The sequence below is a fragment of the Desulfovibrio fairfieldensis genome, from assembly GCF_001553605.1.
Classification (GTDB): Bacteria; Desulfobacterota; Desulfovibrionia; order Desulfovibrionales; family Desulfovibrionaceae; genus Desulfovibrio; species Desulfovibrio fairfieldensis.
This window is the reverse complement of the sequence record NZ_CP014229.1, coordinates 2,949,143-2,969,523: the sequence shown is the minus strand read 5'-3', so window position 1 is coordinate 2,969,523 and position 20,381 is coordinate 2,949,143. Positions and strand designations below refer to the sequence as shown.

16 protein-coding genes are annotated in these 20,381 nt (G+C 62.5%); 3 read left to right on the top strand and 13 right to left on the bottom strand.

Features of this window, described 5'->3' with window-relative positions; all coding sequences use genetic code 11:
* Positions 1 to 71: 71 nt before the first annotated feature.
* The 11 genes from AXF13_RS12515 to AXF13_RS12465 all read right to left on the bottom strand — a co-directional run bounded on the left by AXF13_RS12515 (position 72) and on the right by AXF13_RS12465 (position 13,718).
* The gene (locus tag AXF13_RS12515) at positions 72 to 827 is read right to left on the bottom strand and encodes a sulfite exporter TauE/SafE family protein (RefSeq protein WP_062253714.1); all 756 of its coding nucleotides are present in this window, start codon (positions 825 to 827) and stop codon (positions 72 to 74) included.
* Positions 828 to 1,184: 357 nt separating this feature from the next.
* Positions 1,185 to 1,409, bottom strand: coding sequence for a MoaD/ThiS family protein (locus AXF13_RS12510; RefSeq protein WP_062253713.1), 225 nt, complete (start codon positions 1,407 to 1,409; stop codon positions 1,185 to 1,187).
* Positions 1,410 to 1,464: 55 nt separating this feature from the next.
* Positions 1,465 to 2,307: a ThiF family adenylyltransferase gene (locus AXF13_RS12505; protein WP_062253710.1), complete on the bottom strand. Its 843-nt coding sequence runs from the start codon at positions 2,305 to 2,307 to the stop codon at positions 1,465 to 1,467.
* 60 nt (positions 2,308 to 2,367) lie between these two features.
* Positions 2,368 to 4,107 carry an aldehyde ferredoxin oxidoreductase family protein gene (locus tag AXF13_RS12500; protein ID WP_008683267.1) on the bottom strand — a complete coding sequence of 580 codons (1,740 nt, stop codon included), beginning with the start codon at positions 4,105 to 4,107 and terminating at the stop codon, positions 2,368 to 2,370.
* Positions 4,108 to 4,423: 316 nt separating this feature from the next.
* A complete protein-coding gene (gene tnpA, locus AXF13_RS12495) occupies positions 4,424 to 4,882 on the bottom strand; it encodes an IS200/IS605 family transposase (RefSeq protein WP_062251401.1) in 459 nt (152 codons plus the stop codon).
* Positions 4,883 to 5,142: 260 nt separating this feature from the next.
* Complete coding sequence (locus AXF13_RS12490; protein ID WP_062253708.1) at positions 5,143 to 6,576, bottom strand: tetratricopeptide repeat protein; 1,434 nt, start codon at positions 6,574 to 6,576, stop codon at positions 5,143 to 5,145.
* Between the two features lie 104 nt (positions 6,577 to 6,680).
* The gene (locus AXF13_RS12485; protein ID WP_062253706.1) at positions 6,681 to 8,042 is read right to left on the bottom strand and encodes a tetratricopeptide repeat protein; all 1,362 of its coding nucleotides are present in this window, start codon (positions 8,040 to 8,042) and stop codon (positions 6,681 to 6,683) included.
* 6 nt (positions 8,043 to 8,048) lie between these two features.
* Positions 8,049 to 10,118: an alkyl/aryl-sulfatase gene (locus tag AXF13_RS12480; RefSeq protein ID WP_062253705.1), complete on the bottom strand. Its 2,070-nt coding sequence runs from the start codon at positions 10,116 to 10,118 to the stop codon at positions 8,049 to 8,051.
* A 115-nt stretch (positions 10,119 to 10,233) separates the two neighbouring features.
* On the bottom strand, positions 10,234 to 11,523 hold the full coding sequence (locus AXF13_RS12475; protein WP_062253703.1) for a hypothetical protein: 1,290 nt from the start codon (positions 11,521 to 11,523) through the stop codon (positions 10,234 to 10,236).
* Positions 11,524 to 11,538: 15 nt separating this feature from the next.
* Positions 11,539 to 13,032: an MBOAT family O-acyltransferase gene (locus AXF13_RS12470; RefSeq protein ID WP_062253700.1), complete on the bottom strand. Its 1,494-nt coding sequence runs from the start codon at positions 13,030 to 13,032 to the stop codon at positions 11,539 to 11,541.
* A 398-nt stretch (positions 13,033 to 13,430) separates the two neighbouring features.
* Positions 13,431 to 13,718, bottom strand: a complete 288-nt coding sequence (locus AXF13_RS12465; protein WP_009302678.1) for an integration host factor subunit alpha — start codon at positions 13,716 to 13,718, stop codon at positions 13,431 to 13,433.
* 258 nt (positions 13,719 to 13,976) lie between these two features.
* On the opposite strand from AXF13_RS12465, the gene AXF13_RS12460 reads away from it, so the two are divergent.
* The 3 genes from AXF13_RS12460 to AXF13_RS12450 all read left to right on the top strand — a co-directional run bounded on the left by AXF13_RS12460 (position 13,977) and on the right by AXF13_RS12450 (position 17,679).
* Positions 13,977 to 15,050, top strand: coding sequence for a radical SAM protein (locus tag AXF13_RS12460; protein ID WP_062253698.1), 1,074 nt, complete (start codon positions 13,977 to 13,979; stop codon positions 15,048 to 15,050).
* A gap of 148 nt (positions 15,051 to 15,198) precedes the next feature.
* The gene (locus AXF13_RS12455) at positions 15,199 to 15,438 is read left to right on the top strand and encodes a hypothetical protein (protein ID WP_062253695.1); all 240 of its coding nucleotides are present in this window, start codon (positions 15,199 to 15,201) and stop codon (positions 15,436 to 15,438) included.
* Between the two features lie 177 nt (positions 15,439 to 15,615).
* Complete coding sequence (locus AXF13_RS12450; RefSeq protein ID WP_062253693.1) at positions 15,616 to 17,679, top strand: methyl-accepting chemotaxis protein; 2,064 nt, start codon at positions 15,616 to 15,618, stop codon at positions 17,677 to 17,679.
* Positions 17,680 to 18,314: 635 nt separating this feature from the next.
* Here AXF13_RS12450 and AXF13_RS12445 read toward each other — a convergent pair.
* Positions 18,315 to 18,830, bottom strand: a complete 516-nt coding sequence (locus tag AXF13_RS12445) for a Spy/CpxP family protein refolding chaperone (RefSeq protein ID WP_062253692.1) — start codon at positions 18,828 to 18,830, stop codon at positions 18,315 to 18,317.
* A gap of 718 nt (positions 18,831 to 19,548) precedes the next feature.
* Positions 19,549 to 20,022, bottom strand: coding sequence for a periplasmic heavy metal sensor (locus tag AXF13_RS12440; RefSeq protein ID WP_062253690.1), 474 nt, complete (start codon positions 20,020 to 20,022; stop codon positions 19,549 to 19,551).
* Positions 20,023 to 20,381 lie beyond the last annotated feature (359 nt).

The window sequence follows — 20,381 nt, the reverse complement described above, 5'->3', positions numbered from 1 at the left end:
TTTAAAAAAACGCGGCGGAAGTTATGCAAGGGGGCTGATTCGCCGTCGGCGCGGCCTGGAACTCACGGCTCCTAGCGGGCAAGGAATAAAATGAAGCCGCCGAAGGCGGGCAGAGCCACCATGGCGATCTTGAGCAGTATCTGCGGGGCCAGGCGGGTGAGCTTGGCCCCGAAAAACGCGCCGATCGTCTGGCCCAGCAGCACCTGGACGAAAAGCAGCGGTTCCAGATGCCCGGCACTGAGAAAGCCTACGCCGCCCAGCACCGCGATGGGCAGGATGACCAGCATGGTGGTGCCCACGGTCTGATAGAGAGGCGCGTTGAAGACCAGCAGCAGGCTGAGCTGGATGAAAGAGGCCGCGCCCACGCCGCAGGCTCCGGAGATGAGCCCGTTGATCAGGCCGGTCAGACCCGCCAGCAGCCAGAATCTGCCGCCCCTGGGCGTCAGGAAGCGCTGGCGGAAGAGCGGGCTGTGGGGGTGGAAAATGCGCAGATAGATCAGCAGGGCCGACAGCAGCAGGGCCGCGGCGGTGAGCGGGGTGAGGACGGCCGTGTCGAGGGAGGAGGAAATCAGTGCGCCGCAGAACGCGCCCACGGCCCCGAACAGGCCCATGGCCAGACCCAGGCGGCGCAGCACGTTGCCTTCGCGGAAATGGCTGTACGAGCCGGAAAGCGTGGTAAAGGCCATGGCCGCCAGGGACGTGCCCAGGGCCGTATGGATAGGCACGTCAAAACCCACGGTGAGCAGGGTGATCATGACCCCCGCGCCGCCCGCGCCCACAAAGCCGATCACCGCTCCCAGCAGAAGCATGGCCGCGAAAACAAGCATGGCATTCCCCGTGCTGAAAAAAACGCCGCCCGGCGGCGTTGGGATGCAATAGCGCCAAGCGGCGTCGGAGGCAAGGGCCGGGGCGGTCCGTGCGCAGCGGAGGCGGCTTTGTGCGTGGGGGAAAAGCAGCGCCTAGAGCGTGTTGATATTGAAAATATCTCAACGCGCTGTGCGGATTTTCCGTGAAAATCCGCACAGCGAAATTATCGCAAGGCTAATTTACTTCGCCGTTAAGCGATAATTTCAAGCGCAAATTGCTCTACACCTAGTGCCTGATTGCAAAAATTTCGAGCATAATTTTGCTCTCAATGTTCGCAGGCTCGTCAGCGGAAAAATGTTTTTTTTGGCTCACGGCGGCTAGCCCCCGCCCACGGCCGGGAACAGGCCCACGCGGTCGCCGTCGTGCAGCACGGCGTCAGGCTCCACGGCCACGCCGTTGATGAAGATGATTTTTACTTCGGCGGCGGGTAGTTGCAGGCTGTCCATGAGCCGGGCCACGTCCGCGCCTTCAGGCAGTTCGCAGGCGCCGCCGGGCGGGCTTTTTTCGGCCAGGGTGGCGAAACATTTGACGTTCAGTCGCATGGTTTTTCCTCCGGAGGCGGGCGGGTTGCGGGCAAGTTGAAAGGGGATTCGCGGCTTATAAACGGACGCGTTGAAACGTGCCGTCCGCCAGGTCAAAGACGCACATGCCGGGGGCGGCCCCGCGGCCGGTGAGCAGCTTCAGGGCTTCCGCGGCCTGGAGGGAGGCGGCTGTCGCCGCCGTGGGCGCGAGATTGCCCAGCTCTTCCTCGGGCGAAGCTCCTGTTTCATCAGTCCCGCATGTTTCGCCCGCGCCCAGCCATTGAACCGGGCCCGCCTGTCCGGGCGGCACCACGGCCACCCAGCCGGTCAGGCCCGCAATGCCCGCGCTGACCAGCGGCACGCCGGTCGCGGCGGCCGCTTCCTGCAAGGGCAGGCGGCAGGCCAGGCCGCCCAGGGCGTCCAGAGCCAGATCCATGCCGCGCAGCAGCCGGATCAGCAAAATTTTGTCCGCAAAGCGGGGCACGGGCGTGAAATGCACGGCGGGATTGATCCCGGCCACGCGCGCGGCAGCGGCTTCGGCCTTGCTTTGGCCCAGTTGGGCCGTATTGCCCAGCGACTGGCGATTCAGATTGGATTCTTCAAAGCAGTCGCCGTCCACGCCGGTGATCGCGCCCACGCCCATGCGGACCAGCTGCTCCAGCAGCCAACCGCCCAAACCGCCCAGGCCCACCAGCAACACGCGGCTTTGCAGCAGGGCCAGCTGGTCCCGCAGGGAAAGCTGCCGGGCGTTGCGGGCATAGCGCGCGGGCCAGATTCCGGCGCGGCAGGCTGCCTGCTGGGTCGCGAGCAAGTCCACGCCTGCCGCGATGGCCAGCTCGCGTAACGCGTCTTCCGCAATGCGGCCCGCCCGGGCGGCGTGGCGGATGGCGATTTCAAGTTGGGGCAGTGGGTCCGGCATGAGGTGATGCTATCCAAAAAACGGCGGCCGGGCAAAACCCGGCCGCCGTGTCGCTCAGGCTCAGAAGTTGAAGACGCTGTCCAGCTCCTCGTCGCTCACGTCAAAGGTCGTGTTGTGCGGCGGCAGCAGTTCGCGGCGCATGTACATGGGCAGGCGGTCGTGGGCGCGGGTGAAACCGGCGGCGGCGTTGAATTCCCGCTCCTGCTTCAGGACGCTCTTGCCCAGGGCCACCACGTCGTCGCCGGTCATTTTGCGACCGGTGAAGGCGCTGAGGGTGTCGATGAGAGCCTGGAAGGTCTCGGGCTGGTCCAGGATGCAGAAGGCCACGAAGATGCAGTAGCCCGTGGAGTCCAGGGCGGCGGTGGCGATCTGAAGGTTGCGGGAGAGCTCCACCTGGCCCTCCGGCTTGAGCGGGTCCACCTTGCCGCCGAGGCCCAGAATATTGGTGGCCACGGCGTAACCGGCGGTGTGGTCCGCGCCCATGGGCGTGGTGGCGTAGGTCACGCCCACCCCCTTGACCGCGCGCGGGTCATAGGCGGGCATGGCCTGGCCCTTGACTACGGGAGCGCGTTCCAGGCCGTAGCAGCGGGCCACGGTGGCCGTGCCCGCGCCCAGGATGCGCCCCAGCGGCGTGCCCTTGCCCATCTCGTGGATCATCTCGATGCAGGCCTTGGAGTCGCCCCAGGGAATGACCCCGGCTTCCATCAGCACGCCGAGGCTGGCCCCGGTTTCAATGGTATCCAGGCCGTAGTCGTCCTCCAGATAGTCCATGCGGATGATGTCGTCCAGATTGTCCACGCCGCAGTTGGCGCCGTGCCCCCAGACGGTTTCATATTCCGGCTGCTTGGAAAGGTACTCGCCGTTTTCGTCCACGCAGATGCCGGAGCACTTCATAATGCAGCCCCGGTGGCAGCCGTGGGTGGGATTGCCGCCGCGCTTCTTCTGGATTTCCACCATGGTTTCGGCACAGATTTTTTCCGCGCCCGCGAAGCGGCCTTCCTTGAAGTTGTAAGTGGGCAGCCCACCGGCTTCGTTGAGGATATTGACCAGCACGTTGGTGCCGTAGGCGGGCAGGCCCTGGCCGGTGACCGGGTGGGAGGTGATGCCCTTGGCGAAGCGCTTGCAGGCGTCCTTGAAGGCTTCGGGATCTTGGGCCTTGCGCATGGTCGGCGTGTCCGCCGGGTCGAGCACGATGGCCTTGATGCCCTTGGAACCCATGACCGCGCCCACGCCGCCGCGTCCGGCGTGCCGGGTGGCCCGGCCTTCGGGATCGGTGAAACAGATGGTGGAATTGCACATGCGCATTTCACCGGCCGTGCCGATGGTCACGAAACCGGGGCCTTCGCCGTATTCCTCGCGCAGCCGGGCCACACAGGGATAGTTGGAAAGCATGGCAAGTTCGTCGCACTGCTCGACGGTCACGCCGCTGGCCTTGATGACGATTTTGTACAGATGGTCGTCGCGGCGCTGGCCTTCAATGATGATGGCGGCGTAGTTCAGACGGGCCATGTACTGGCCGCCGGTGCCCCCGGCGTTGGATTCCTTGATGCCGCCGGTGAGCGGGCTCTTGCAGCCCACGGAAATGCGGCCCGAGGAACCGGCCGTGGTGGCGCAGAGCATGCCCGGCGCGAAGACCAGCTTGTTTTCGGGACCCAGGGCATGACAGGTGGGGGGCACTTCCTTGCAGATGACCGCGGTGGTCAGGGCGCGGCCCGCGAGGCCCGCGTATTCGCCCAGACGCTCTTCCCTGATCTTGGGGCCGCCCTCGGCGCCCACATCAATGCGTAAAATCTTGTCCATAGCGACCTCGTCTGTATAAAAAATGTGTGAAGGAAAAATGCACTGCAATTATGTATAACTATAACCAATGAAAAAAGAGCCGCAATATGTTTATTGCGGCATAAATAAGAAGAGATATATTGTGACGTCTTCAATATGCTTTTCAATGCATATAATATACGTCTTTGCATGCCGCTTGAATCACTGGCCCGCACCGACCCATGGGCGCAAAAAGGAACCCCCCGGCATAGCCGGGGGTTCTTCATATGCGCCTGTAAGGCTTTCTTACCAGCTGCGCCCTAGCAGGCGCTCTTGCGATCTGACATTTGCATTTCTGTTACTTGCGGCCCGTAAACGGGCTCCTTGGGTAGGGTAGGCTCAACTGATCGCCAAGTTTATCCGACTCCAGCTGATGCTTGATGTAATCCTGAATCTTGGCCTTATTCTTGCCCACTGTATCGACGTAATACCCACGGCACCAAAATTCTCGATTGCGGTATTTGAACTTCAAATCCCCAAATTGTTCATAGATCATGAGACTACTCTTACCCTTTAGATAGCCCATAAAACTCGACACACTCATTTTGGGGGGAATCTCAAGCAGCATGTGGATGTGGTCTGGGCAACATTCTGCCTCCACTATTTTTACATCCTTCCATTCGCACAACTTGCGCAGAATTTCGCCAATGGCGCGCTTCTTTTCACCATAGAACACCTGGCGGCGATATTTAGGCGCAAAAACAATGTGATATTTGCAGTTCCACCTTGTGTGGGCTAAACTTTTGGCGTCACCCATCGTGACCTCCTTTTGATTTGTTGACTCGCAGTTGCCAGACCGCGAGACTTTTTAACAAATCAAAAGGAGTTTTACTGACATGGGCAAAGCTGTAAGCTTTTTAGAACCCCCCGCCTAGCGGGGGGTTTTCTCCATACAAAAAAGCCGGTGTTCGTAAACACCGGCTGAAGGCCGCGCCGACGTTGAGAATGCCGATTCTCAACGTTAATTTGATCCGGACCGGAAAGGCCGGGGCACGTTTTCCACTCCCCGGCCTGGGATCAACTTTCTTCCCGGCTCGCCTGGGTCAGCAGATCCCTGGCCTGATCGTTGGCCGGGTCCTGTTCCAGAGCCAGACGCAGCAGGGGCAGGGCGTGCATATTGTCGCCGGTCCGCACAAAGACCGTAGCCAGGTTGCAGGCGATGAGCGAGGATTTGCGCGGCAGGTCCGGATTAAGGGCCAGAGCCTTGAGCGTGGAGGCCCGGGCGGATTCGAAATCCTTGCCCTCCAGATAGGCCATGCTCAGATTGTAGTGCAGATTTTCGTCGTCGGGGGCCACCTTCAGGGCCTTGAGATATTCCTCGGCGGCTTCGCGCCATTTGCCCGCGCGGCGCAGCAGAATGCCCACGCGGTTGAAGGTGAGCAGGTCCTCGGTGCCCCAGAACCCCCTTTTGGCCTCCAGGCCCCGCTGCAGAAAGGCGACGGCGGTCTGCGGGTCCTTGTCCATATAGACGTCGGCCACGCGGAAGGCCACGCCCGAGATGTATTCCGTGGCTTCGCGGTCCGAAAGGGTCATGGCCTGATCGAAAATTTTTCTGGCGCTTTCCGGGCGGTTCATCTGGAGGTAGATCTCGCCCAGGGTCAGTTTGCGCTCCACGTTCAGGGGCGAAAGCCCGTCCAGGCGTTCCAGGCATTCCAGGCGTTTGGCCGTATTGCCGGTCTCCGCGTAGACTTCCGCCATCTTGCGCAGGGGTTCAAGATACATGGCCGAGGTGCGGCTGGCGTTTTCATAAGCCTCGCAGGCCTTATCATACTGCCGCATGGCCCGGAAGACGTCGCCGATGAGCAGCAGGGCCGCCGCGGAATTGGCCTTGAGGTCCAGGGCCTGTTTGCAGACCTGCAGGGCGCGCAGATGCTCGCCCTGGGCCATGAGGGCGCGCGCCCATTCCAGAACCCGGCCCAGCTTGCCGTGGGGCTTGATGGTCAGGGCGATCTTTTCAAGCAGGGCCTGCACGCCGATGGGTTTGACGATGCAATTGTCCACGCCGCTTTCGTGCAGAAGAACAAAACGCTGTTTGTTGGTCTCGCGGGCGACGCTGATGATCCACAGCTCTGGATAGGCATTTTTGAGCTGCCGGAGCAGATAGGTCATGTCCCGGCTTCCGAGGTTCTGCTCAATGAGCAGCAGGGGCGCGTTTCTGGCCGAGATCATGTGGCGCAGGGTGTGCAGCAGCATATCGGCGCTGCTGCTGATGGACAGGCAGCCGGAGGGCATCTTCAACCGCGTGCATACGGCCTCGCGCAACAGATCGGTAAATGTCTTGTCGTCGGAAATACAGATGATCTGGCCGTTGTCGCGCAGATATTCGATAACGGCTTCCCCATAGAACTTATCTTGAATCTTGCTTTCGGCCATGGTTTTCGCCATGGTCTGCTCGATCTGCCTGAGTTGTATGCGCTTTGCAAGGCCGCTTTTCGCGGTATCGTCCTCCATAAGGCCTCCATCCCGCTGAAATGCAAAAGAGCTACGTTTTTGCAGCATAGACAAAAGAATCGTCCCCGTCCAGCGGAGGAGAGGGCCGCGCCAAGGTCATTCCGCTATGGCCGGCGGGTCAGATGGTAGACGCCCGGCACCATATACATCAGGCTCATCTGGCGGTGGGTGGGCGCGTACTGGGTTGCCACCACCACGGAGCCCAGGTTCCAGAGCCGGGCGTCGTCCCCTTCACCGGCTGAGGGCGGCCCGAAGCGTTCTTCCACCATGTGCAGGATCTGCGCGGCCGTGGCCTTGTCCGGCGCGGCATAGTCGATTTTCAGAAAGCCCAGGGGCGCGGGCGAGCCCGGTCCGTAACAGGCGGCCATCTGCTCCGCGCCGGGCACCACCCGGCGCACGTCGTACAGATCGCAGATAAAGTCGTCGCTCTCGCGGCTGGCGGGCGTGCCGGATTTTTTCAGGGCGGCGCGCATGGCGGCGCGGTCCGTGGCGTCCAGCTTCTGGCCGAAGAGCACGGCGGCCGGGCGGGACGGGCCCTCTTTCGCCATTTCTTCCAGTTCGCGGATGGCCCCGGCTTCGCCGCTCATGGCCGCCGCGTAGAGCAGCAGCACGGCCCGGCCGGGATTTTTTGCCACGCCCCGGCCCGCGCGGTAGAAATGCCCCAGGCGGGCCAGGGACTCGCTTTGCTGCTGGGCCGCGGCCCGGCTGTACCAGGCGGCCGCCGCCTTGTCGTCCTGGGGCACGCCCCGGCCCCGTTCGTACAGCAGCCCCAGATTGTACTGGGCTTCGGGCTGGCCCTGGCGGGCGGCCAGGTCAAACCAGCGGGCGGCTTCCCGCGGGTTGGCGGCAATGCCGCGCCCCTGCTCCAGCATGCGGCCGTAATTGCTCATGCCCGAAGGATGCCCGGCCTTGGCCGACTGGGCGAACCAGTGCAAAGCCCGGCCCGTGTCGGGCTCCACGCCGTGGCCCTGGTCATAGAGCACGCCCAGATTGTTCATGGCCTGGGCGTCGCCCTCCTCGGCCAGCTTTTGCCAGATGTCCCTGGCCTTGAGGAAATTCCCTTGGGCGTAAGCGCGGGCGGCGTCCCCCGCCGGGCCTTCGGGCAATTCAGGGGCCCTGGCCTGGACCGGAGATTCCTCCTTCGGCCCGGACGCGTCCGTCGTGGGCGCGGTTGGTTGCTGCGACGCTGCCGCCGGAGCGGCTTGGGACGGCGGATTCTTTTTACGCGCGGGACGTGCGTTTTTGCGGGACGGCTGCGCCTTCTTCGCGGCGGGTGCGGCCGGAGTGGGGACCGGCGGCGCGGCCTGTATTGCGGCCGCCGCCGGAGATGTGCCCGGCGCCTGGGCCTGGTCCGCCGAAGCGTTGCCGGGCACGGCCCAGATCAGGGATGCGGCCAGAAAGACAGCCGGGAAGACGGCCGGAACCGGGCTGCGCCGAAAGCGTCCTGAGGAAAACATGAAGCTCATGCGTACTTATTCCTTTCCGGGCAGCACCAGGGGAAAGTCGGGCGTAAAGCGGTCCAGCAGGCCCAGCAGTTCCGCCACGGTTTGGCTGTCGCCCGTGATCATGCCCTGTTTGGCGGCTTCGGCTACGCTCAGGCGTCCTTCAAACAGGGCCATGACCGTGGGCATGGCGGCGGTCAGGGTCGCTTCCGGCGCGGGGGCCGCATCGGGGTCGCCTGCGTTCAGGCGGGCGCGCAGCACGCTGTTGCCCAGGCGCAGCTCCCAGACCTGTTCCGGATCGCTGAGTTTTACGCGCAGCGCGAGCCTGCGGCCCTGAGCCCTCTGGGCATTGAGGCGCACGCCCAGATAGCCGAAGTAAAGCTCCGGGGTCATGGCCTGTGACTGGCTGTTGCTCGTTTGCGCGGCATTTTCGTCCCTGGCCGGGGGCAGGCCGCGCAGGTCCCGCGCCCCGCTGAGATAGAAATTGCGCCAGGGGCCGCTTTCCGCCTGATAGCCCAACTGCTCCAGGGCGTCCGCCGCCAGTTCCCGCGCCGTGGTATTGCCGGGATCGGCAAAGATCACGTGGTCCAGCACCTGGGCCACCCAGCGGTATTCGCCCTGGGCGAAATCCTTGCGGGCGCGCCGGAGCACGGCCTCGGCCCCGCCCATGTACTCCACGTACTTGCGGGCCGCCACGCGCGGCGGCAGGGCGTGCAGATGCGCGGGATTGCCGTCGAACCAGCCCAGATAGAAATTGTACACGGCTTTGACGTTGTGATTCAGGCTGCCGTAATAGCCGCGCAGGCCGAAGCTTTGCGCCAGTTCCGGAGGCAGGCGCAGTTTTTCGGCGATTTCCAGCATGGTCTGCCCCTGGTTGGCTGCATGCAGGGTCTGATCGTTAATGTAGCGGTAGAGATCGCTGGTCAGGGCCAGGGTCCGGCGTACCCGCTCATTGCCCCAGACCGGCCAGTGGTGCATGCCGTACAGCACTTCGGCCTCGTTGCCCCAGAGAGCCAGGGTTTCGTCCAGGGCGCGGCACCAGCTCAAGGGATCGCGCGTCTTGGCCCCTCGCAGGGTATAGAGATTGTGCATGGTGTGGGTGCAGTTTTCAGCGGCGGTCAGGGCCTTCAGTTCGGGGATGTACCAGTGCATTTCCGCCGGGGCCTCGGTATTGGGAGCCAGCAGAAAAACAAAGGTCAGGCCGTCCAGTTCAAGGCGCTCGCCGCTTTGGGCAATGGTACGCGTGGGCGGAATGAGGCCGGTGGACCCGCCGGAATTTTTCAGGCCCAGGCCCGCGCCCACATGGCCGGTGGGCGACGGCGGCAGCAATTCGCCGTACATGTACTGGGCCCGGCGGCCCATGGCTGTTCCGGCCAGCACGTTTTCCGACATGGCGGCACGCAGAAAGCCCTCCGGCGCGATGACCCGCACCGCGCCGCTCTTGACGTCCTCTTCCGTGGTCACGCCCGGCACGCCGCCGTAATGATCCACATGGCTGTGGGAATAAATGACCGTCTTCACGGGCTTGCGCGGGCGGTGCGTGTAGTAGAGATCCAGGGCGGCGGCAGCGTTTTCGGCGGAAATCAGGGGGTCCACCACGATCAGGCCCGTATCGCCTTCAATGATGGTCATGTTGGAAAGATCCGCATTGCGCACCTGGTAAATGCGTTCCGTGACTTTGTACAGGCCGTCGCGCAACACCAGCTGCGACTGCCGCCAGAGCGAGGGATGCACCGTGTCCGGCGCGGGCGTAGGCATGATCCGGGAGGGCGGCATGTCCCGGCTCATGGCCGGGGCCAGAAACGCGTATTTCCGGAAATTCCAGGTTTCACGGCCGTTTTTGTCCAGAATGCGGCCGTTGTCCGGCAGGGGAGCGATAAAGCCGCGCTGGGCGTCATCATAGTCCTGCCGGTCGTTGAAATTCAGATCCCGGACAGCGGCCTTGTTGGCCGCGCGGGTGGCGGCCGTGGCCGCTTTGCCGGTCGCTTCCGCGAAGGCGTCCTTCATGGGAGCCGCATATGCCGGATGCACTCCCAGACCGCAGACAATGCCGCAGGCCAGGCCCGCCGCGCTGAGAAAGAAATGACGGAACATCCTCATAATTCCTCCTAACGTATTTGATACTTGAAATGTTGTTCACGCGGGCAAAGCCCGCCTGCGCGCATCGCGGCAAAGATTTGCAGGGCAGTCCACGCATGAAATGCGTGAACCGCTCTCAGGGTTGACGTTTGGAACAGCCGAAGCGCATGAAATCCGTTTCCGGCAGGCTCGTGAGGCGTTCGTCAGGCACCAGCGCATGTCCCTGCCAGTCCCGGATGGCGGCATTGAGCCGTTCCATGTTCACATAGGAGAGCAGGGCGGGCCAGCGGTCGGCCATGGCCCGCAAAATCCGGGCGTAGGTGACTTCCCCGCCGTGAAAGCCGTCGATGAATTCGCAGTCGTTGGAAGCGAAGGCGCGCGGGTCCGTGCAGTCCAGCACGTCGATGCCCCGCGCCAGCAGGGCGTCGCGCAGGGCGAAGAGGTGGGGATAGTCCCGCTCGTGCTCGCGCATGGCCGTCAGCACGCGTTCGGAAAGCGGCGCGATGAACACGAAGGTCTGAATGCCGCGCGCCTTGAGGCGGCAGTATATTTCGGCAAAGGCGTCCAGATGTTCCTCACTGGGACCGGTCTGGCCCGGCTTGGCCCGGTAAAAGGCCTTGATGCCGTGGCGGACCTGGCTGAGCGTGTCGCTGAACTGGTAATCAAAGGGGCGCTTTTGGCCGGTGATGTCCGCCGTATAGTACCAGGAGCCGTCCGGGCCGAAGCCGTCGTCGGTCTGCTGGGCCATGATGCCGTAGCGCCCGGCCCGGAAGCCGTGCCCGAAGGGGCCCAGGAGGGGCGCGGCCGACTCCGCCGGGGAGAGCTTGCCGTCCAGCAGCCAGCTCCAGGGCTTTTTGAGGCTCTCGAAACCGTAATTATAGGAGCCGCTGGTGGGCGGCACTTCCTCAAAGGGCCGGGCTTCCCACTGGGGCATGAACCACCAGAAATCCAGGCCCAGGATCACGGCCTGGGGCTTGTGGATGCGCAGCATGGCGTCCAGGGTGGAGCGCAGCACCGCCAGATTGCCCGCCACCCCGCCCATGTTCAGAAAAGGCTTGCGGAAATAGGCCGCGCGGAACTGCATGACCCGCGAGGAGCCCACGACTGTGATCTCCGGCTTGACCGCCGCGTAGAGCCGCAGCTTGTAGTCCACGAAATCCTGGGAAACCCCGGAGCCGAACAGTGCGAATTCGCCTTCGGCCTGGGCTTCCACGGCGCGCTCCACGGCCACGTCCCCGCTTTCATACAGCCACCACCAGGTATAGGGCAGCACCAGAACAAGCCCCAGCAGGGCCAGGGCCAGCAGGGTCTTGAAATAGCGCCGGAGATAGGCCGCGTCGCTCAGATTGCGGGCAGGCAAAGCTCTCGGGGTCTTGGGCTCGGGCCGCTCTTCCGGGCTGGTGGAAGATGTTCGGAAAAGTCGCATGTGGGGCTCCCGGCGCTAAAACTGAAAATATAAAAAAGTGGACTGCCGCGAGACCAGAATCAACGCCGCAAAAGCCAGCAGGGCCAGACCCGAGGCCCAGAGCCGGGAAGGCCGCCAGGCCAGCCGGGGCCGGGAGCCGTCGCGGCGGCCCTGGAGAATTTCCCGGCTGTTGGGAAAGGCCCAGACCAGCACGGCGCAGAGGATGAGCAGGGCGAAGGGCTGCCAGCCCTGGAAGTAGTGGTTGGGCAGCAGGCCGCCCGTCGGTCCGGGTTGGAGGCTGAACGGGCCGGTGAACATGGCGGTGTAGACGCGCAATGCGCCGTCCAGGCTCAAGGCTCGGAAGACCACCCAACAGAAATTAATGCACAGAAAGGTAAAGGCAATGGACAGCAGGCGCAACGGCGCGGAGGCCAGTATGGCTTCCAGGCGCGAGCCCTTGATTTGTGCGCGGAAAAAATGATTCACGCTGAGCATCAGGCCGTGCAGAGCCCCCCAGATCATGAAGGTCCAACCCGCGCCGTGCCAGGCCCCGCCGATGAGCATGGTCAGGAAGAGATTTCGGTACTGTTTGAGCCGTCCGGCCCGGTTGCCGCCCAGGGGAATATACAGAAAGTCGCGCAGCCAGGCGCTGAGCGTGATGTGCCAGCGTCGCCAGAAATCCACGATGCCCGTGGATTTGTAGGGTGAATTAAAGTTCTCGGGCAGGCGCAGGCCCAGCATCAGACCCAGGCCCAGGGCCATGTCCGTGTAGCCGGAAAAGTCGAAATAGAGCTGGAAGGTATAGCAGAACGAGCCCAGCCAGGCTTCGGCGCCACTGAGGGGAAAGGCCTTTTCCGCCGCGTTGAACACCGCGTCGGCGTACAGGGCGATGCTGTCGGCCAGGAGGATCTTTTTGGCCAGGCCGATGCTGAACAGGCTGAAGCCGCGCGCCAGACCCTCGGCCCCGGGATCGGCCAGGGCGTCGAACTGCGGGCCTACCTGCTCGTAGCGCACAATGGGGCCGGAAATCACGTAGGGGAAGCAGGAGGAGAACAGCGCGTGCCGCGCCAGGCCCCGCGGCGCGATCTGGCGGCGGTACACACTGACCAGCCAGGCGATCTGAATGAAGGTATAGAAGGAAATACCCAGAGGCAGACCGGGCGGCTGGAAATTCCATTCCGTGTGGAAGAGCAAAGCCAGGTTCTGGGCCAGAAACCAGGAGTATTTGAACCAGAGCAGGGGCAGCAGATTGAGCGTCAGGGCCAGGGCCAGCAGGCCCTTGCGGGACAGGCTCAGAGGTCTTTTTTTCAGGTTTTCCGGCGCGGCCAGGGCCAGGCCGAAAGCGTAGTTCATGCCCACCATGACGGCCAGCAGCAGAAGAAAGCCCGTGCCCCAGAAACCGTAGAAGACCGCCGAAAAGAACAGCAGCACCAGGGCCAGCCGCGCGGAGCCGAAGCCCCCGGCCAGCCGCCAGGCCAGCAGCAGAAGAGGCAGAAAGCAGAACAGAAAGGGATAGGAATTGAACAGCATGCGCGACTCCCGGCACAACGCCCCGATTCCGCCACTCCCACGGTCACAACGGATTGTCCGTTCTCGCACGACAATCTGACGCGGTAACGCCCGCTACCCGCCTCAACTGGCGTCGCGGGCAGCGGAGCGGAAAACGGACGGCATGGCCGCAACGTGCCGTGGACGTCAACAAGGCCGACGTCCACGCGCAAAGTGGATTACGGCCCCGCTACAGGCCGGGAGCGGGGTTGCCGCTGAGCGGGTCAGGGCTTAACAATGCTCCGCTCTTACAGCATGTTGCGTTTGAAATGTTACACATTTCAAACTCTATGCCGTCTCCGGTCGCTTCCTTGCACCTGGGCGTGGGGCCCGCTCACGCGGCCACCAGAGCTATTCACTCATTTTAAACGTGAATTGCTCTAAGGATTGAGTTCCGAACGGAATTTGCGCGACAAGCGGAAGACCATGACTTTGCGCGGCGGCAGGGTGATGGTTTCATCCGTCTGCGGGTTGCGGCCTTTGCGGGAGGCCTTGTCGTAACACTCGAATTTGCCGAAGCCGCTGATCAGCAGAGCCCGGTCCTTCTTGATGGCGGTCTTCATGATCTCCAGGAGCTGCTCCACCACGTTTTTCACATCCACGCGGTTTTTGTCGGTCTCTTCGTAGATGGCCTCCACAATATCCGCTTTGGTCAGTGTTTTTTTCATCGTGAATTTCTCCGGCGCGTTCATGCCACGCTTCTGCGGCTGGCGGCCCCAAGCCGTCGCGCAGGCGATCCCCGCGTCCATGTTGAATGGCGCGCATCCGCTTCACACAAGTGACACTTTCTTTTATAAGTACACGCAAGTCCTGGTCTGAGCAAGATTTTTCTTTTTTGCCCGGCTGTATTCATTGTCCCGGCAAAGGTCCATCCCTGTTGCTGCCCTGTTCTGTTCCTTGTCCCGTGCCCTGTTCCGCGAGGCCCTATGCCGTCCGATTGCCTTTCCTCAGCTTTGTTCCCGCTGAACGCGCCCTGGCCGCCGCTCCCGCGTGCCCGGCCCATTGTGCCGGTATTTCTGCCTTTCCGTGGCTGTCCCACGCGCTGTGTTTTCTGCGCGCAGGACGTCCAGACCGGCCGGACCGATAAGAGCGAGGCCACGCCGGACCGAATCCTGGACACGGCCCGCGCGGCCCTGGATCTGCGTGCCGCGCGCGGTCTGCCTCCGGCGGAACTGGCCTTTTATGGAGGCACTTTCACGGCCCTGCCCGAAACGGAGCGGGACGCTTGTCTGAAGTTTGCCGCCGCCGCGCTGGCGCGTGGGCGGATAACCGCCTTCCGCTGTTCCACCCGGCCCGATTGTCTGGATGCGGCCCTGCTGGCCCGTTTGCGCCAATCCGGTTGCGCGGCTGTGGAACTGGGCGTGCAGAGTTTCGCGGACGCGGCCCTGCGCGCCGCTCGGCGCGGTTATGACGGCGCGGCGGCCCTGCGCGCCTGCGCCCGGGTCAAGGAGGCGGGCCTGGCCTTGGGCGTGCAGCTGCTGCCGGGCATGCCGGGGACGAGCCCGGAGATTTTTCTGGCGGATGTGCCCCTGGCCTTGAGCGCGGGCGCGGACATGCTGCGTTTTTATCCCTGTCTGGTGCTGGAGGGCACGGGCCTGGCCGGGCTCTGGCGCGCCGGAGCCTATGAACCCTGGGATATGGAGTCCACCCTGGACGCCCTGGCCCGCGGCTGGCTGCTGGCGCGGGCTGCCGGGACGCCGGTGATCCGCATGGGCCTCGCTCCGGAAGCCTCCCTGGCCGGAGCGGTGCTGGACGGCCCCTGCCATCCGGCGCTGGGCGCGCGGGTCATGAGCCGGGCCCTGTTCATGACCGTGCGGGACCTGGCCGCCCGTGAGCTGGGGGGGCGGCTCCTGGCGCGTCTGGAGGCGCCCCGCGCCTGCCAGGGCTATTTCTGGGGCCACGGCAACGAACTGCGCCCGGCCTGGGCCGGGCTGGGCCTCGGGCCGCGCAACGTCCGCTACGGCGCGGACCCTGTCCTGCGGCTCTGGCCCCGGCCATAGTCGCGGGACAGGCCGCATTTTCCCGCTTCTGATTTTTCCTCCTGAAAGGTCCCGGCGTGCGTATACTTGGCGGCGGGCGGCAATCTACGTCTTGGCTATAATCTTTTTCCGGAATATGCCGAAAAGGCAGAGAGGAAAATGGTTCGCCATGTTCCCCGGCACCGGCCTTATGTCCATGCGGATGCTGTATTCCGGCACGTCCGGTCGTTTTTTTTTCAGTAACGGGCACATTCCGGTCGGATTTTTCCAGAGCAAAGTATTTTTTCAGAATTACTTTGCGCCGGCGGCTGCCGAAGCAGGCGCGCACGCCCGAATTCAAGGCGGGACCGCGTTCCCGCCGCAGGATGAGGACAACGTCAATTTTGAGAATGCGCATTTTCAAAATTAACCTGCCCTGAAGACGGAAAACCGGCATAGGCTCTCCATTTCGCCCGTATCCGCATGGGTTTTCTCCAGTCCGGGTGTTCCGGTGCCGGAAACCTGTTTTTTTCGGGTGGGCGTCTGCGCTGTGACGCCTTTTTCACGCCGCTGTCCGCGTCGTTCGATTGGAGAAGGGAGAGATGGCATGAGATTGCGATTGTTGGACAAAATGTTGCTCTTTGTTCTGCTGCCCGCGTTGCTGGGGCTCTGCGCGGTCACCTGGTTCAGCTATACCAGCGCGGAAAAATCCCTGGAGAAGCAGATCGGGGAAGACCTCAACATGATGGTCCTGAGTGAAACCAGCCAGCTGGAAAGCATGACCGGTTTGCTGCGCAATGTGTTGAACAACGGCGCGGGCATTGCGCGCATCAACAATTTTCTCAGGGCCGGGTCTGATGAGGAGAGAGCCTCCCTGCGGCCCGGCATGCAGCAGGCGCTGAAAAATCTGGCCGATGATTTTCCCCTGCTCAAGGATGTGGGGCTGATCGGTCCGGACGGCATGGTCGTGGGACATACCAACATCCAAAAAGGAAAGGGCATGGACCTCAGGGAGCGCCCGTATTTCACGGCGTCCATGCAGGGCAAAAGCAGCGTGCAGAACACGCGCAGCAAGACCTCCGGCGAGGTCACCACCATCCTTTCCGCGCCGGTCATGGACGGGACCAGGGTGCTGGGCGTGATCTACGCCACGCTGGATCTCAAGAATCTCAGCGCGGAAACCACGGACAGCATCAAAATCGGCAAAACCGGTGCCTGCTTCGTCTATGACGGCAGCGGCCTGCTGCTGATGCATCCCAACAAGAAATACATCGGCGACGAGGACGGCAAGCTGGATTGGGTCAGGCAGATTATTGCCCAGGGCAGCGGCCGCCTGGTCTACGGCTGGGGCGGCAAGGAAAAGGTCGCCTATTTCCGCAGCATCCCGGCCATGAACTGGTTCGTGCTGGTGAGCGTGGAGCGGGCCGAAGTGCTCGCGCCCGCCAAGGCCCTGTTGCGCAGCAACAGCCTGATTTCCGGCGGCATCGCCCTGCTGGTGGGCCTGATCATTTTCCTGGTGGCCCGGAACATCGCCGGGGCCCTGCGGGAAGGCGCGCACTTTGTGGGCCGGGTGGCCGAGGGACATTTTGAGATTGACGACGCGCAACGCCGCAGCCTGGAAAAGAGCGCGGCCCGGACGGACGAAATCGGCAGCCTGGCCAGGGGCGTGGGGGCCATGGTGGAAAACCTCAAGCAACTCTTTGCGGACAGCGAGCAGAAGACGCGGGAGGCCCATGCGGCTACTGAAGAGGCCCGTCAGGCCATGCGCGAGGCCGAGGAGGCCCGCAAAGCCGCCGAAGGCGCGCGCCGCGAAGGCATGCTGAGCGCCGCCGGCCAGTTGGAGGAAGTGGCGGCCGTGCTTTCTTCCGCCTCCACCCAGTTGTCGGCCCAGATTGAGCAGTCCGACAGGGGCGCGGCCGAGTCCGCCACGCGGCTCTCCGAAGCGGCCACAGCCATGAACGAGATGAACGCCACAGTGCAGGAAGTCGCCAAAAATGCCGGTTCCGCCTCCAGCGCCTCCGCCGAGACCAAGGAAAAGGCCGAGGCCGGTGCGCAGGTGGTGGAAAAGGCCGTGCGCAGCATTGAGGATGTGCATCGGATGTCCCTGGCCCTCAAGGGCGATATGGCCCAGCTCAATGAACACGCCCGGGACATCAGCCGGATTATGGCCGTGATTTCGGACATCGCGGACCAAACCAACCTTCTGGCGCTCAACGCGGCCATTGAGGCCGCCCGCGCGGGCGAGGCCGGGCGCGGTTTCGCCGTGGTGGCCGACGAGGTACGCAAACTGGCTGAAAAGACCATGGCCTCCACTAACGACGTGGGCAACGCCATCACGGCTATTCAGGAAAGCACGGCAAAGAGCATGACCGGCGTGGACAACGCCGTGGAACGCATCGGCGAGGCCAACAAACTGGCCAGCCGCTCCGGCGCGGCCCTGGAAGAGATCGTCGCCACCGTGGTAGCCACGGGGGACCAGGTCAACGCCATCGCCACGGCCAGCGAGGAGCAGTCCGCAGCCAGCGAGGAGATCAACCAGTCCATCGTCCAGGTCAACGATATGTCCCGCCAGACCGCCGGGGCCATGGCCGAGGCCTCCAAGGCCGTGTCCGACCTTGCCGCGCAAGCCCAGCGGCTCAATGAGCTCATCATCCGTATGAAAGAAGCCTGATTTCCGCGGCACGACGCGTTTTTTCTCCCTGCGACAGTATGACAGCCGGCGGCAACGCCGGCTGTCGTCGTTGACGGGGCAATTGCCGTTTCCGGCGGCCTCAGGTCCTGTTGGGACGGAAGATTCGGCAACAGGGCGCGGGCATCCCGTGTCTGATTGCGAAAAACGTGGTTTTTCGCTGCGTCACGGCGGCCACGCTTCCCGGGCGGGCTTTGCAGCCATGGTTGATCCTTCGGGCGGGGAGAATTTCTACTTGGAGCGGCCGGTCTTTCAGACGTGTGCTGCCGCGTGCCGCGAAAGGGCTGAATTGTGGATGCGGCCGTCGGCTGGGCGCGGTGAGACCGCAATGGACAGGGTTTGCCGTGTAGATTTGTAGCGGGCGGCGCCGCTTGCGGACGCCATGCTTAAAAAGGAAGGGCGGCCGCCGGGGGCAACCGGCGGCCGCTGAGAGGGAGGATGTTCCGATGGTTAGAGGGTTCTGTTCAAAGGAGGAGGTTTTTCGGGGGGTTCTCCTTGCCGCTCCTGATGGGGGCTGGGAGCGGCAAGGAAATTTGTTTTATTTTTTTTCGTATATGTCGACCGCCCGTCGGCGGATAAGCAAGTTGGTGATTCAGCAGGTTAAAGGTTGCTGTCGGCTAGTATTGGTCCATACCATGGCCATAGCCCATGCCGTGACCGTAACCCATACCGTGGCCCCTCATGTGGTAACCGGGACCGTATCCATTAGGACGGGTGTCTGCGCCTGCGGGTTCACCCACTTCCTTTTCAAGGCGCTGGGCCATTTCATCGTGCAGGGCGCCCAGCTGATTATTTAATTTCGTTAGTTCCGTAGCTGTTTCCCGTACAGCTTTGACATCGGGGTTGGTAGCGTTCCTCAGGGCACGCAATTCCTGCCGTTTTACGAAAATTTGGTCTTGGAGGGGATCCATACGCTTGGCGTACTCGTCCACGATCTTTGTATATTTTTCCTGCTGCTCGGGGCTCAGAGCCGCGCCTCTGTTCCATCCTTGGCCGTACCCACCGGGGCAGCCTTCGCAGCCGTAGCCGGAATCAGGGCTGTAGTGGGAGCGGGCCATGCTGTCCGTGACCAGAACGCCACCAGTCAGAGCGGCGGCCAGCAGGGCGGGCAGAATGAAACGGGAACTTCTCATTATAATCTCCTTACCTTTCAAGCAGTTAGGTTATTTTTCTCTCGGCGCCCGGTGTTCCGTGCGTCATGCCCTCTTATAGCAATGCGCGTGCCAAAGTCCGACAAAACGGCTAACCTATTATAATTTAATAGAGTTTCTCCTCTATTGATGCAGGAAGAATAAAAAGCGGGGCGTATGCTTTTTATACAGAGCGCGTACAGGTTGTATAAAATTTACACAGGTGGCTGTATTTCACACAGGCGGAAGCGGAGGGGCACGGGGGGAGAAGTGGAAAAAGCGACCCCGTGCCGACAAGATATCAGGCGGGGGCCGGTCGGCCGCGCCGGAGCCCGGAGTTCTTAGAGCAATTTCACTTTGAAATTGCTCTGGTGGCTGCGTAAGCAGACGCCCGCCACGAGCGTCATCCGTAAGGCGGCATAGCCGCCTTACGGATGACGACAGCAGAGCTAAGCGCCGGAGACCGACCCGAAGGGTGGCCCGCAGGGCCATGGCCGCAGGCACGCGAAGCGCGCCGTACGGACATTGAGAGTAGGGCGAGCGTCTTAAAAACTTTGAGAATGCGCATTCTCAAAGTTGAAATGCTCTTAGTGAACGGATGGGGGCTCGTGTCTAATTTTCCAAATCAGACACACAGAACCCGTAGAGGTTTGGGGCGGCGCAGCCCCGCGAGCCAGTGAAAAACCACATTTTCGCAATCAGACGCTCGTGACGGCAACCTCTAATCTTCTTCATCCGCCGGGGGAATGCCGGCATGGCTCATCCGGCAGCCCCGGCTGACGGGCGGCCCCAGCGAAACGCCCACTTCACGGCGCAGGCGTTCGTCTACATCCACCAGGGAGGCTCGCAGGGCGTCGCGCAACTGTTGCAGTTCCCGTCCCAGGCGGGGCAGGGTATCCGGAGAGGTTCCCTGGTCGTAGCTGAGGCTTTCCAGTTCCGCCATCTTTTCCCGGATGCGGCCGCGCAGTTCCCGGACCCTTGGGCGGGCGTCATCTATGATTCTTCTGGCTTTGTTCTGCTGATTCGGGGGGAGCTGTTCCAGCCAATCATCTATATCCTGGACGTTGCCGCGATAGCGTCCCATCCTGTATTCGCCCTGCCCGTTGTACGGGCCGGGGCCGCTATGCCCCGCAACCACGGGCTGCGACAGGCAGAACGCCGCCAGAAGGCAAAGCGAAAAACAAGTTTTTAGCATATGTTAACCTTTATTATAGTTCGATCCGGCATATGCGCTCGTGATGCCGAATGGTACGGCGCGGAAATATTGCCCGTAGACAGATCTGTAAACCATGTGGATACAGACGGCGAATGCGTGCAAACAACGACAATGCTGTGTTATACGGGACGACAGACGGCGAAATTGCTGTCATTCTCTGTGTCGTAGCTGGATCGCAAACCGCCTGCCGCAGAGCTTTGACTAAATCGGCGTATCGCTCAGCCAATATCAGGCCGTTTTCCGTGGCGCAAGCGTTAAGAGCGCCTGTTGTTTGCTTTCGTCTATTTCAGGAATTTCTTGCAAAAAACGTGCAAAAAATTTAACCCCACGGCGGCCCA

Bases quoted from the DNA above. Each gene is read 5' to 3' on its own strand.
- AXF13_RS12460 (WP_062253698.1), top strand. From the start codon at position 13,977: ATGCCGTCCGATTGCCTTTCCTCAGCTTTGTTCCCGCTGAACGCGCCC.
- AXF13_RS12450 (WP_062253693.1), top strand. From the start codon at position 15,616: ATGAGATTGCGATTGTTGGACAAAATGTTGCTCTTTGTTCTGCTGCCC.
- AXF13_RS12500 (WP_008683267.1), bottom strand. From the start codon at position 4,107: ATGGACAAGATTTTACGCATTGATGTGGGCGCCGAGGGCGGCCCCAAG.
- AXF13_RS12505 (WP_062253710.1), bottom strand. From the start codon at position 2,307: ATGCCGGACCCACTGCCCCAACTTGAAATCGCCATCCGCCACGCCGCC.
- AXF13_RS12485 (WP_062253706.1), bottom strand. From the start codon at position 8,042: ATGAGCTTCATGTTTTCCTCAGGACGCTTTCGGCGCAGCCCGGTTCCG.
- AXF13_RS12445 (WP_062253692.1), bottom strand. From the start codon at position 18,830: ATGAGAAGTTCCCGTTTCATTCTGCCCGCCCTGCTGGCCGCCGCTCTG.
- AXF13_RS12455 (WP_062253695.1), top strand. From the start codon at position 15,199: ATGTTCCCCGGCACCGGCCTTATGTCCATGCGGATGCTGTATTCCGGC.
- AXF13_RS12440 (WP_062253690.1), bottom strand. From the start codon at position 20,022: ATGCTAAAAACTTGTTTTTCGCTTTGCCTTCTGGCGGCGTTCTGCCTG.
- AXF13_RS12490 (WP_062253708.1), bottom strand. From the start codon at position 6,576: ATGGAGGACGATACCGCGAAAAGCGGCCTTGCAAAGCGCATACAACTC.
- AXF13_RS12465 (WP_009302678.1), bottom strand. From the start codon at position 13,718: ATGAAAAAAACACTGACCAAAGCGGATATTGTGGAGGCCATCTACGAA.
- AXF13_RS12480 (WP_062253705.1), bottom strand. From the start codon at position 10,118: ATGAGGATGTTCCGTCATTTCTTTCTCAGCGCGGCGGGCCTGGCCTGC.
- AXF13_RS12470 (WP_062253700.1), bottom strand. From the start codon at position 13,032: ATGCTGTTCAATTCCTATCCCTTTCTGTTCTGCTTTCTGCCTCTTCTG.
- AXF13_RS12515 (WP_062253714.1), bottom strand. From the start codon at position 827: ATGCTTGTTTTCGCGGCCATGCTTCTGCTGGGAGCGGTGATCGGCTTT.
- AXF13_RS12510 (WP_062253713.1), bottom strand. From the start codon at position 1,409: ATGCGACTGAACGTCAAATGTTTCGCCACCCTGGCCGAAAAAAGCCCG.
- tnpA (WP_062251401.1), bottom strand. From the start codon at position 4,882: ATGGGTGACGCCAAAAGTTTAGCCCACACAAGGTGGAACTGCAAATAT.
- AXF13_RS12475 (WP_062253703.1), bottom strand. From the start codon at position 11,523: ATGCGACTTTTCCGAACATCTTCCACCAGCCCGGAAGAGCGGCCCGAG.